This window comes from Bacteroides sp. 3_1_13 (genome assembly GCF_001185845.1).
Classification (GTDB): Bacteria; Bacteroidota; Bacteroidia; order Bacteroidales; family Bacteroidaceae; genus Bacteroides; species Bacteroides xylanisolvens.
Genome location: NZ_KQ236955.1, coordinates 1,661,714 through 1,675,480, shown reverse-complemented (window position 1 = coordinate 1,675,480; position 13,767 = coordinate 1,661,714). Strand labels below are relative to the sequence as shown.

Sequence of the window (13,767 nt, the reverse complement as noted above, 5' to 3'; positions counted from 1 at the left end):
TGAGAGATCAATTAATGATGAGAAATAAGATCAAACAAATACTTTGGCTGCTCTGCTGCCTTCCGGTGCTGACTGGTTGCATTGGGGAAGATGACTACGCCAATGATCCCAGAGGTAATTTCGAACAACTATGGAAGATCATTGACGAACAGTATTGTTTCCTGGATACGAAAGGTATTGACTGGGATGCTGTTCATGACAAATACAGCAGACTGATTATTCCGTCGATGTCCAATGATGACCTGTTCGACATCCTAAGTCAAATGCTTTATATCTTGAAAGACGGGCATGTCAATCTATCTTCTGCCAGTCGTATTTCTTATTACGATGCATGGTATCAGGGCTACCCCTGGAATTATAGAGAAGATATTCTTTATAACTATTATCTGGGTAGTGCCAATTCAGGCTATCGCACATCCGCTGGTCTTAAATATAAAATATTCGACAATAACATAGGATACATACGTTATGAAAGTTTCAGTGCCGGAGTTGGAGATGGCAATTTGGATGAGGTCCTTTACTATTTACAAATCTGCAATGGATTAATTATCGATGTCCGTGATAACGGAGGAGGTAATCTAACCAATTCTTCACGCATAGCTGCCCGGTTCACTGATAAACTGGCACTAACAGGATATATCCAACATAAGACAGGTCCGGGACACAATGATTTCTCAGAGATGGAACCCATTTATTTAGAACCCTCCAACAGTATTCGTTGGCAAAAAAAGGTCGTGATACTAACCAATCGTCGATGTTATAGTGCCACAAATGATTTTGTTAACATAATGCGCAGCTTAAACAATGATAACGAGGATAAAAGAATCATCCAGCTGGGCGATCAGACTGGTGGTGGATCAGGGCTGCCATTTTCATCAGAATTACCCAATGGCTGGAGCGTCCGCTTCTCTGCCAGCCCCCACTTTGATAAGTATGGAAAGTCATTGGAGGATGGAATAAAACCTGATGTATATGTAAATATGGATAAGATTCTGGAAGAAGGGATAGAGCAGGGCGACATAGAATCACAAAAGAAAGATCCACTGATTGAAAAGGCATTCGAAATCTTAAGTGAATAACTTTATTGCCGAATTATTTGCCAAATCAGAAAATCTTCCTATCTTTGCACCGCTAAACAAAAAAGCTACACATGCGGATGTGGCGTAATTGGTAGCCGCGCCAGACTTAGGATCTGGTGCCGTGAGGCGTGTAGGTTCGAGTCCTATCATCCGCACAAAAAAATAAACTAGAAGCCTTCAAGATACTATCTTGGAGGCTTTTTAATTGGTTAGACATGAATAAACATCAACTTTGCTGCATCGGTCACATCACTTTAGACAAAGTAGTCACTCCCCAAAACACTGTCTATATGCCGGGAGGAACGGCTTTTTATTGTTCACATGCCATCCGCCATTTTAACGACATCGATTACGCTTTAGTAACAGCAGTTGGTGCCACTGAAATGAACGTCGTGGAGCAACTACGTGAAATGGGTATTCATGTAACCGCCCTGCCAAGCAAATATTCCGTATACTTCGAGAATATCTATGGCGCCAATCCGGACGACCGTACTCAACGTGTATTAGCGAAAGCCGATCCGTTCACTGCCGGTCAGCTGAAAGATATAGATGCGCAAATCTACCATCTCGGCTCTCTGCTGGCAGACGACTTCTCGTTGGAAGTAATCAAAGAACTATCTCAAAAAGGGTTGATTGCAGTAGACTCACAAGGCTATTTACGTGAAGTGCGTGACACCCACGTCTATCCGGTGGATTGGATAGATAAGCGGGAGGCTCTGCAATATATCCATTTCCTGAAAGTCAACGAGCACGAGATGGAAGTGCTGACAGGTCTTTCCGATCCGCATGAAGCTGCCCGTCAATTATATGAATGGGGCGTGAAAGAAGTGCTTGTCACCTTGGGAAGCATGGGATCACTTATTTTCGACAGAAAAGACTTCTATCGTATTCCGGCATATAAACCCAAAGAAGTGGTAGATGCAACAGGGTGTGGAGACACTTACACCATCGGGTATCTATACCAACGGGTATCGGGTGCCGGCATCGAAGAAGCAGGACGTTTTGCAGCAGCCATGTCAACTTTAAAAATAGAGAAATCAGGTCCTTTCAATGGCAGCAAAGAAGATGTCATTCAATGTATGACCACTGCGGAACAGATGTTTTAAAACAGGAAATCATAAAACGAACAGCGTATATATAGGATATACCTCCCCCGACGGGTAATCCTCATCCCATTATTCAGGCACGAACAACACCGGTTCGTGCCTGACTTTTTTCAACAGTCACCTCTCTTTTAGTGTTAAAATCAACCATTCCCTCTTTTTTCCAAAATCTTTTTTGAATTTCGTTTGTTTCCTTTGTTACTCTTGCCAAAAGACGGCAGAAAAAAGACTTCAACCTAAATAATAACAAATGGAAAAATTTAATGCAATGAGGACTAGACTTTTACAACATCTTCAGAAAAAAGCCATCAGGTCAAAGAGCATCATGACGCTTGTTTGCCTGCTACTGGCCTCTGCATCAGCCTTTGCACAGACAAAGACGGTGACAGGAACAGTGACGGACGCTGCCAATGAACCATTGATCGGCGCATCGGTACTCGTACAAGGAACTTCCACCGGAACCATCACGGACATGGACGGTAAATATTCAATCTCTGTCACTCCGGAGGACGTACTGGCATTTTCATACGTGGGGATGACTTCGCAAACCATTAAAGTGGGGACACAGAACGTCATCAATGTCACTTTAAAAGAAGATTCACAAGTACTAGCCGAAACAGTCGTTATCGGATACGGTAGTGCAAAGAAAAGAGACTTGACAGGTTCTATCACCAATATCAAAGGAGAAGAGTTAGCCAACAAACCGGCAATGAATCCGCTATCTTCCCTTCAGGGGAAAGTGGCAGGTGTGCAGATTGTAAACTCCGGACGAGCCGGATCGGACCCGGAAATCCGTATTCGCGGAACAAACTCCATCAACGGATATAAACCGCTGTACATTGTCGACGGATTATTCAATGACAACATCAATTTCCTGAATCCGGAGGACATCGAATCTATGGAAATCCTGAAAGACCCGTCATCTCTGGCTATCTTCGGTGTTCGCGGTGCGAATGGTGTTATCATCATTACCACAAAGAAAGCCAAAGAGGGACAGACACTGGTCAATATTAATACTTCTTTCGGTTTCAAGAAAGTAGTGGATAAAGTGAAACTGGTGAATGGTTCACAATTCAAGGAACTATATAACGAACAGCTCGCCAATCAGAAAGATGACCCTTTCGATTATACCGGCTGGGATGCCAATACCGACTGGCAAGACGAAATTTTCCAGACTGCTTTCATTACAAACAATAACATCAGTATTACAGGGGCTTCGCCCAAACATAGTTTCTATCTGGGTGTAGGCTATTCTTACGAACAAGGCAACATCGAGCATGAGAAATTCAGTAAGGTAACCATCAACGCAAGTAATGATTATAAGATTACGGACTTTTTGAAAGTCGGTTTCCAATTCAACGGTGCACGTATGCTTCCTGCTGATTCCAAACAGGTATTGAATGCCCTGCGTGCAACTCCTATCGCTCCGGTGTATAACAACGAATACGGATTATATACGGCTCTGCCCGAATTCCAGAAAGCGCAGATCAACAACCCGATGGTAGACGTCGAATTGAAAGCGAATACTACCAAAGCGGAGAACTACCGGGCATCCGGTAACATTTATGGTGAGGTAGACTTCCTGAAACATTTCACGTTCAAAGCGATGTTCTCCATGGATTATGCGTCGAACAACGGACGGACGTATACACCGATCGTAAAAGTATACGATGCCACTGTCAACGGAGGGATCTCTACTTTGGGAACAGGCAAGACCGAGGTCAGCCAGTTTAAAGAGAATGAAACAAAAGTTCAGAGCGACTACCTGTTGACATACACCAACAGCTTTGATAATGGAAATCATAACCTGACAGCTACCGCCGGTTTTACTACCTATTATAATTCGTTGAGCCGATTGGACGGAGCACGCAAGCAGGGGGTCGGACTGGTTATTCCGGATAATCCGGACAAATGGTTTGTCAGCATCGGCGATGCAGCTACCGCTACCAATGGAAGTACTCAATGGGAACGCAGTACATTATCCGTACTTGCACGCGTGATCTACAACTATAAAGGCAAATACTTGTTCAACGGTTCTTTCCGCCGGGATGGTTCTTCCGCTTTCTCCTATACAGGAAATGAATGGCAGAACTTCTTCTCGCTGGGTGGAGGTTGGTTGATGTCCGAAGAAGAATTTATGAAAGACATCAAATGGCTGGATATGTTGAAAATCAAAGCATCTTACGGTACGTTAGGAAACCAGAACCTGGATAAAGCCTATCCTGCCGAACCCTTATTGACCAATGCTTATTCGGCCGTATTCGGTAAACCGTCCATCATTTATCCCGGATACCAGCTTGCCTATCTTCCTAATCCTAACCTGCGTTGGGAAAAAGTAGAAGCCTGGGAAGCCGGATTTGAAACGAACCTGCTTCGCAACCGCTTGCATTTTGAGGGTGTTTACTATAAGAAGAATACCAAAGATTTGTTAGCCGAAGTTCCCGGGATTTCCGGAACTATCCCCGGTATCGGAAACTTGGGAGAGATTCAGAATAAAGGAGTGGAAATGGCTGTAACCTGGCGCGATCAGATTGGTGACTGGGGATATTCCGTCAGTGCCAACCTGACTACTATCAAGAATGAGGTAAAAAGTCTTGTTCAGGAAGGATATTCCATCATTGCCGGAGATAAGCAGCAAAGTTACACAATGGCAGGTTATCCTATCGGATATTTCTATGGTTACAAAGTGGCAGGCGTTTATCAGTCACAAGCAGATATTGACGCATCACCCAAAAATACACTGGCTACCGTTACCCCCGGTGACCTGAAATTCGCCGATGTGAACGGTGACGGAGAAATCACCCCGGAAGACCGTACCATGATAGGCAACCCGACTCCAAAGGTCACTTACGGTTTTTCCCTCGGAGTAGACTACAAGAATTGGTCGTTAGGCATCGACATGATGGGACAAGGCGGAAACAAGATTTTCCGTACATGGGATAACTACAATTTTGCCCAGTTCAACTACCTGGAACAACGCTTGGACCGCTGGCACGGAGAAGGTACGTCCAACACCCAACCGTTGCTGAACACCAAACATTCCATCAACAACCTCAACTCCGACTATTACATTGAGGACGGCAAATTCTTCCGTATCCGTAATGTACAGTTAGCGTATACGTTCGACAAGAGCTTAATTGCCAAAATACGTCTGCAAGCTCTGAAAGTCTATGTCAACATACAGAACTTGAAGACATGGAAACATAACACCGGATATACTCCCGAACTTGGAGGAACTGCCACCGCATTCGGAGTAGATAACGGCAGTTATCCTGTACCTGCAGTCTATACCTTCGGTATCAACCTAACATTCTAGTGACAAGGTGCCACTGCCAGTTTTCCATGCGGAACACAACTTTAATCTTTAAAACTATCATTATATGAAACTGAATAAATATATATTTGCAACCCTTATTACTTCAACTACATTATTTCTAGGTAGTTGTAGTGACTTTCTGGATCGTAGTCCGCAAGGACAGTTCACGGAAGATGATAATCCGAACGCACTGGTCAACGGTAAGATTTATAATGTGTATACGCTGATGCGTAACTATGATGTCACTGCCGGACCTCCTGCGCTTGCCATCCACTGTTTCCGTTCCGAAGACTCGGAAAAAGGAAGTATTTCCAGTGACGGTTCTGACGTGGCCGAAATGTACGACGACTTCGTATACACACCGACCAACGGCCTGCTGGGTGCTTATTGGGGAAGGAATTATGCCATCATTTACCAATGTAATGACATCCTTACCGCTATTGCAGAGAAAGAGACAGCCGGACAGACAGAAGCTGAAGATATTATCAACAAAGGAGAAGCCTCTTTCTTCCGCGCTTATTGTTACTTCAATCTGGTAAGAGCTTTCGGCGAAGTTCCTTTGGTGACTTACAAAATCAACGACGCTTCGGAAGCCAATATCCCGAAGACAACCGCTGATAAAATCTATGAGCAGATTGACAAGGACCTGAAAACAGCAGAAGAGTCATTGCCGGAAACATGGAGTAGCGAATACACCGGACGACTGACTTGGGGAGCTGCCCGTTCCTTACACGCGCGTACTTATATGATGCGCAACGACTGGAACAATATGTACACAGCCTCCACCGATGTCATCAAAAAGGGGCTCTACAACTTAAAGACTCCGTATAATGAGATTTTCACGGATGATGGTGAAAATAACGGAGGTTCCATATTCGAGTTGCAATGTACAGCCACTGCCGCCCTTCCTCAAAGCGATGTTATCGGTAGCCAGTTCTGTGAAGTACAGGGTGTGCGCGGAGCAGGTCAATGGGACTTGGGCTGGGGATGGCACATGGCAACAGAATATATGGCGCAAGCCTACGAACAGGGTGATCCACGCAAAAACTCCACCCTACTCTACTTCCGCCACTCGGACAGCGAGCCTATCACTCCGGAAAACACCAACGAGCCATACGGCGAATCTCCGGTCTCTCCGGCAATGGGTGCTTACTTTAACAAGAAAGCCTATACCGACCCGGCTTTGCGTAAAGAATATACCAACAAAGGATTCTGGGTAAACATTCGTCTGATCCGCTACGCAGATGTACTGCTGATGGGAGCCGAATCAGCTAATGAAAAAGGTATTCCGGGTGAAGCAATCGACTATTTGGAACAAGTACGCGCACGCGCCAGAGGCACCAACAGCAATATATTACCTAAAGTGACGACTACCGATCAGGGAGAATTGCGTGAAGCCATCCGCCACGAACGCCGTGTGGAATTAGGGTTGGAATTCGACCGTTTCTATGACCTCGTTCGTTGGGGCATTGCAAAAGAAGTGTTGCACGCAGCCGGTAAAACCAATTATCAGGACAAAAACGCACTGCTTCCACTGCCGCAGACAGAGATCGACAAGTCTAAGGGAGTGTTAGTACAGAACCCCGACTACCAATAAGAAAGTTCCTCGGTGCCGAACGGTTGTTTCCTCGGTGCCGAAACTACTGTTCCTCGGTGTCGAACAATGTCCTCCTCGGTGCCGAACATTCAACGCATCAGGAGGACTTTATATGAATAGAGATAAAAGTAACTATAATAATATGATATACAAAAAGTTAAGACTATCCGTCCTGTTGTTTGCCGCAGGTTTTCTAACCGCGTCGGCACAAAAGTCGCCACAGGATATGGATCGTTTCATCGACGTATTGATGAATAAAATGACGCTGGAAGAAAAAATCGGACAGTTAAACCTTCCCGTCACCGGAGAGATCACTACGGGACAAGCTAAAAGCAGCGACATCGCCGCAAAAATCAAGAAAGGCGAAGTGGGAGGATTGTTCAATCTGAAAGGAGTAGAGAAAATACGTGAAGTACAGAAACAAGCTGTGGAAGATTCCCGGCTGGGTATTCCGTTATTGTTCGGGATGGACGTTATTCACGGATACGAAACGATGTTCCCTATCCCGCTCGGTTTGTCTTGCACCTGGGACATGACAGCCATTGAAGAGTCTGCCCGCATTGCAGCCGTAGAGGCAAGTGCCGATGGAATCTCATGGACTTTCAGCCCGATGGTGGATATTTCACGCGACCCTCGTTGGGGACGCGTATCCGAAGGTAGTGGCGAAGACCCGTTTCTCGGTGCCATGATTGCCGAAGCGATGGTGCGCGGCTATCAGGGGAAAAACATGGAACGGAATGACGAAATCATGGCCTGCGTAAAACACTTTGCGCTATATGGGGCAGGCGAAGCCGGCCGCGACTATAACACCGTGGATATGAGCCGCCAACGAATGTTCAATGATTATATGCTACCGTATGAAGCAGCCGTTGAAGCGGGTGTAGGTAGCGTGATGGCTTCTTTTAATGAAGTAGACGGTATTCCGGCCACTGCCAATAAATGGCTGATGACGGATATTCTCCGCGGACAGTGGGGATTCAACGGTTTTGTGGTAACTGATTATACCGGCATTTCAGAAATGATCGACCACGGTATCGGCGATCTTCAGACAGTATCCGCCCGTGCCATCAATGCCGGAGTGGATATGGATATGGTAAGCGAAGGTTTTGTAGGGACACTGAAGAAATCCGTTCAGGAAGGAAAAGTCTCTATGGAAACATTGAATACGGCTTGCCGTCGTATTCTGGAAGCCAAATATAAACTGGGATTGTTTGATAATCCTTATAAATATTGCGATCCGAAACGTCCGGCACGCGACATCTTTACCAAAGTCCATCGTGATGCAGCCCGCAGAATTGCAGCAGAAAGTTTCGTTCTTCTGAAGAATGACAGTCCCGACGGTAATCCGAACGGAAATCCGTTGTTGCCTTTCAACCCAAAAGGAAATATTGCAGTAATCGGTCCGTTGGCAAACAGCCGTAGCAATATGCCGGGTACATGGAGCGTAGCAGCTGTGCTCGACCGTTGCCCTTCTTTGGTAGAAGGATTGAAAGAGATGACAGCCGGAAAAGCGAATATCATGTACGCTAAAGGAAGCAACCTGATTAGTGATGCAAGTTACGAAGAACGGGCAACGATGTTCGGCCGTTCCCTGAACCGTGACAACCGCACCGACCAGCAGTTGTTGGACGAAGCATTGAACGTAGCCCGTCGGTCGGATATCATCATCGCAGCGCTAGGCGAATCTTCTGAAATGAGCGGTGAAAGCAGCAGTCGTACAGACTTGAATATTCCCGACGTACAACAGAATCTGTTGAAAGAACTTTTAAAGACAGGCAAACCGGTGGTACTGGTGTTATTCACCGGACGTCCGCTTACGCTGAATTGGGAACAGGAGCATGTGCCTGCCATTCTGAATGTATGGTTCGGAGGTAGTGAAGCCGCTTATGCCATTGGTGACGCCCTCTTCGGTTACGTCAATCCGGGTGGTAAACTGACTATGACTTTCCCGAAGAATGTCGGCCAGATACCTCTTTATTATGCGCACAAAAATACCGGACGCCCATTGAAAGATGGCAAATGGTTCGAGAAATTCCGCAGCAACTATCTCGATGTGGACAATGATCCGCTTTATCCGTTCGGTTACGGCCTTTCTTATACGACGTTCTCTTACAGTGACATCGACTTGAGTCATTCTTCCATGGACATGAACGGTTCGTTGACCGCGGCAGTGGAGGTTACCAATACCGGAACATGGCCCGGATCGGAAGTGGTACAGCTTTATATCCGCGACGTTGTGGGTAGCAGTACCCGTCCCGTCAAAGAGCTGAAAGGTTTCCAAAAGATATTCCTGGAACCGGGAGAAATGAAGATTGTCCGTTTCAAGATTGCTCCGGAAATGCTTCGATACTATAATTATGACTTGCAACTGGTTGCCGAACCGGGCGACTTTGAAGTGATGATCGGTACGAACAGCCGTGATGTGAGAACCGCGAAGTTCACGTTAAACTAAACTTTTATCACCTTGATTATGAACGATAAATATAAAAGAATAATAGAAATGAGTGCACTTCCACTCATGTTACTATTTCTATCCGCCGTTGCCCTGACTTTCCAGAGCTGTAAAGGGAAAAGCAAAAGCAACAACCTTTCCGCAGCCACCGACTCGTTATCGGACGACGCCCTGATGGATACCGTCCAGCGACGGACTTTCCTCTATTTCTGGGAAGGTGCCGAGCCGAATAGCGGCTTGGCTCCCGAACGTTATCATGTGGACGGCGTTTATCCAGAAAACGATGCCAACGTAGTCACTTCCGGCGGCAGCGGCTTCGGCATCATGGCTATCCTTACGGGAATCGACCGCGGTTACGTCACCCGCGAAGAGGGACTGGCACGAATGGAACGCATCGTTTCTTTCCTCGAAAAGGCAGACCGTTTCCATGGAGCCTACCCTCATTGGTGGTATGGTGATACGGGCAAGGTGAAACCATTCGGTCAGAAAGACAATGGTGGCGATCTGGTAGAGACCGCTTTCCTCATCCAAGGGCTACTGGCCGTACACCAATATTACGTCAACGGAAACGAGAAAGAGAAAGCCCTCGCCCAACGGATCGACCAGATTTGGCGGGATGTCGACTGGAACTGGTATCGGCAAGGCGGGCAAAACGTTCTTTACTGGCATTGGAGTCCGACGTATGGCTGGGAAATGAATTTCCCTGTACACGGCTACAACGAATGTATGATTATGTATATTCTTGCCGCCGCTTCTCCTACACACGGAGTACCTGCGGCTGTCTATCATGACGGTTGGGCACAGAACGGAGCCATCGTTTCTCCGCATAAAGTGGAAGGAATCGAGTTGCACCTCCGCTATCAGGGCACCGAAGCCGGACCGCTTTTCTGGGCTCAATACTCTTTCCTCGGACTTGATCCAGTGGGACTAAAAGATGAATACTGCCCCAGTTACTTCCACGAAATGCGCAACCTGACACTGGTGAACCGTGCTTACTGCATCCGCAACCCTAAACATTACAAAGGTTTCGGACCGGATTGTTGGGGACTGACTGCCAGCTACTCCGTCGATGGATATGCGGCTCATTCGCCCAATGAGCAGGAGGACAAAGGAGTGATCTCCCCTACCGCCGCACTTTCATCCATTGTCTATACACCGGAATATTCCATGCAAGTGATGCGCCATCTATATGGTATGGGAGATAAAGTGTTCGGTCCTTTCGGATTCTACGATGCTTTCAGCGAAACGGACAATTGGTATCCGCAACGTTATCTGGCTATCGACCAGGGTCCTATTGCTGTCATGATCGAAAACTACCGGACCGGATTATTATGGAACCTTTTCATGAGCCATCCCGACGTACAGGCCGGATTAACCAAACTTGGTTTTAACACCAACAAGCAAGACGTGAGACAGAAATAAGAGGGAATCCCGGTGTGCGGAAGTGGTCTACTGGCCACCTCCACCACCGGTGTTTCCACCTCCTCCGCCACCACCTTTCACATCGTCATTGTCGATGCTTCGTGCGGCTTTCTTCACACTGGCTTTCAACTCTCCAAGCCGATAGCTAATACTGAAACCGTAATACCGGCTCGGATATTTGCTCGAACTCTTCGAAATAAAGTTAGCTCCTTCTGTGTGATTATTGTAAGTTCTGTATTTCTCCAGAACATTGCTGCAATAAATATTCAAAGAAAGACGTTCTTCTTTCAGGAAAGAACGGCTCAATCCCAAACTATAATAACTATATCCTGAACCTTTTCCCTGCAAACTGATTCGGGGTGTGCTACCTCCGCCGTTCAGGCTCAAACGAACTTTTCCCGGTAAGGTCTGCTGAATTCCTCCATAAGCAGAAGCATTCCATCCATAATTATGCAGCTCTTGGGCAGGACTCCGCAAATCGCTATAATTGCCACGTCCATTGACGTAAATTCTCGTTTTAGGAGAAGCATTCCAGTTCAAATAAAAGTTCAATCCTGTTTCCCGGCTCTTTCCGATATTACCGTATGTGCTATACAGTGCACCGTAGGGAGCTTTATGCCCGCCTTCAAAGATTTCTCCGTCTTTATCAGTAATCAAGCGGCTGATTCTTTCAATTCCGTTGTTATTGAAAGAATGACGCAAAGAAAGATTGATGTTGAACTTGGACGTAAAACTGCTGTAAGACAAGTCGAACGAATGACTCTTCTCACTCTTCAGGTTCGGATTTCCCTGACTGATAAACATCGGATTCTGATTATCGAAATAAGGATTCAAATTCCAGATACCCGGACGCCAGATACGCATATTATATCCACCACGCAAATTCTGCGTCTTTCCTAGTTTTATTCCCAAGGAAACGGAAGGAACCAGATCACTAAAATTCGAATCAAAGTTCTCACCCGGACCCACCAGATACTTCACCTCTTGTATGGTTTGCTCATAACGCAATCCCGGTTTGAAAGTAAATCCCTTGTATTTCAGCGTATATCCGGCATAAGCAGAGAGAATATGATTCAAATGACGGTACTCGCTACTACGATTCTCATTATATGCATAGTTTTCACTTGCTCCCTCGGCTTCATAAAACCGATTATCACTGGAGTTACGTCGGAAAATATATTTGGCACCGGTTTCAATTGTATGCAGCTTTCCAATCGGAGTAGTATAGTCCACTTGGAAAGTCTGCTCCATCGTATTTGTCTTTCCGTCCGAATGGAAATTCTTTAATGACAATTCTTTGATGATATCCAGTTTATTCTCATCAGGCTCGATATCCAGATAAGTATTATATGAATCATTCGTTTGGGGTTGGGAATTGATTTTATAAGAAAGCGTAATCATTCGTTCTTTATTTTTTCGGGAAGTACGTTGATAGTCTATATTTCCGTTGATAGAATACCATGACCCTTTTCCATGATTGTCGGTTCTATAACGGTACGCAAAATCCTGTCGGTCAGCTCCGTGCATAATCGTATTTCCGTCACTGTTACTTTTGTCACTGCTGCCGTACATTCCGAAAGCCACGGTCAGCAACCTCAACGTATCAATCTCGTAACTGGCTTCCAAATTGCCATATTGGAAATTCCCTTTCGACTTGGAGCTACTTTCCGATTCCAGATATTTTTCATTCTCCTTATCCGGTTCGTAGTTTTCGCGGTAACTGTCGGAATAGCTGCGCGGGCTATTATTATAATTGTAGTTATAGTTGGCAGAAACAGTCAGTTTACCTTGTTTCACCATTGCGTAAGTGCCGGCACCTACTCCGTTATTATTAGCATTTCCTCTGAAAGTAGCCGTGTAGCCTTCAAATCCGGAACCTACTGTGACGATATTCAGAATACCTCCGATACCTTCCGCATCATATTTAGCTCCCGGTGAAGTTATCACCTCAATATATTTGATCGTGTTTGCCGGCATACTTTTCAGTACTTCCTTCGGATTATTACTCATCATATTATTGGGCTTTCCATTTACATGTATCTTGAAACTGCTACTGCCGTTCACCTGTACATTGTCTTCTCCATCCACCGTTACCAAAGGCACTTTCCGAAGCATCTCCAATATACTGTTTGATTTTGAGTCCGGATCATCTTCAATATTATATTCAATCTTATCCACATCTACCTTTACCAAAGGTTTTTGTGCAACTACCTCCACTCCTTTCAATACGTTATTGGCTTCTGAAGAAATCATTGTGCCCAAGTCAACCTCCTTCACGGACGGTTTTAGAGTAAATTCCTTTACTATCGGTGCTTTACCAATCGAAGAAATGGTGATGATGTAATTGCCCGCAGCGACATTCAGTTTCTCCTGAAATTTACCATTCGCCCCAGTCACCGCCATCTTGACTGCTTTATCCGGAGCAGTTTTCTTTGCTATTTTGATGGTAGCATACGGTTCTCCCTCTTGTGTTAAAGAATCAATAAGTACTCCTTTGACTGTATAAGAAGGAGCTGTGGATTTTTGTGCCCACCCCGCCACGGAGATAGCAAATACGAATAGAATTAGTAGTAACAGTCTGTGTTTCATGACTAGAAATATATTAGTTTATGTTTATTAGACGCAAGACATTCAAAAATGCTGCAAATTCGAGAGCCAAAAGTAGTTGGTTTATCTACACTTACGAATTTTTCGGAGTTAAGAATATAAAACGAATGGATAAAAAATCTTACTACAGTATATTTCTAGTATTTTTAAACATTTCTGTTTAGGGATATCTTTAAATATATCTATTCATG

7 protein-coding genes and 1 tRNA gene are annotated in these 13,767 nt (G+C 45.3%); 7 read left to right on the top strand and 1 reads right to left on the bottom strand.

The window, feature by feature from the left end:
* Window positions 1–17 precede the first annotated feature (17 nt).
* From HMPREF9009_RS05985 to HMPREF9009_RS05955, 7 genes are all read left to right on the top strand, one after another.
* The gene (locus tag HMPREF9009_RS05985) at window positions 18–1,079 is read left to right on the top strand and encodes a S41 family peptidase (RefSeq protein ID WP_049702273.1); all 1,062 of its coding nucleotides are present in this window, start codon (window positions 18–20) and stop codon (window positions 1,077–1,079) included.
* A 73-nt stretch (window positions 1,080–1,152) separates the two neighbouring features.
* Window positions 1,153–1,234 (top strand) — tRNA-Leu (locus HMPREF9009_RS05980).
* Window positions 1,235–1,294: 60 nt separating this feature from the next.
* Window positions 1,295–2,185, top strand: a complete 891-nt coding sequence (locus HMPREF9009_RS05975) for a carbohydrate kinase family protein (protein WP_049701704.1) — start codon at window positions 1,295–1,297, stop codon at window positions 2,183–2,185.
* 247 nt (window positions 2,186–2,432) lie between these two features.
* The gene (locus HMPREF9009_RS05970; RefSeq protein ID WP_149941782.1) at window positions 2,433–5,498 is read left to right on the top strand and encodes a SusC/RagA family TonB-linked outer membrane protein; all 3,066 of its coding nucleotides are present in this window, start codon (window positions 2,433–2,435) and stop codon (window positions 5,496–5,498) included.
* Between the two features lie 64 nt (window positions 5,499–5,562).
* A complete protein-coding gene (locus tag HMPREF9009_RS05965; RefSeq protein WP_049701703.1) occupies window positions 5,563–7,095 on the top strand; it encodes a RagB/SusD family nutrient uptake outer membrane protein in 1,533 nt (510 codons plus the stop codon).
* A gap of 142 nt (window positions 7,096–7,237) precedes the next feature.
* Entirely contained in the window at window positions 7,238–9,547 is a 2,310-nt protein-coding gene (gene bglX, locus HMPREF9009_RS05960; protein ID WP_049701702.1) for a beta-glucosidase BglX, read from the top strand.
* An 18-nt stretch (window positions 9,548–9,565) separates the two neighbouring features.
* A complete protein-coding gene (locus tag HMPREF9009_RS05955; RefSeq protein ID WP_157446468.1) occupies window positions 9,566–10,969 on the top strand; it encodes a glucoamylase family protein in 1,404 nt (467 codons plus the stop codon).
* A gap of 27 nt (window positions 10,970–10,996) precedes the next feature.
* Here the strand turns inward: HMPREF9009_RS05955 and HMPREF9009_RS05950 are convergent, their stop codons facing one another.
* Entirely contained in the window at window positions 10,997–13,558 is a 2,562-nt protein-coding gene (locus HMPREF9009_RS05950) for an outer membrane beta-barrel family protein (protein WP_049701700.1), read from the bottom strand.
* Between the last annotated feature and the right edge of the window lie 209 nt (window positions 13,559–13,767).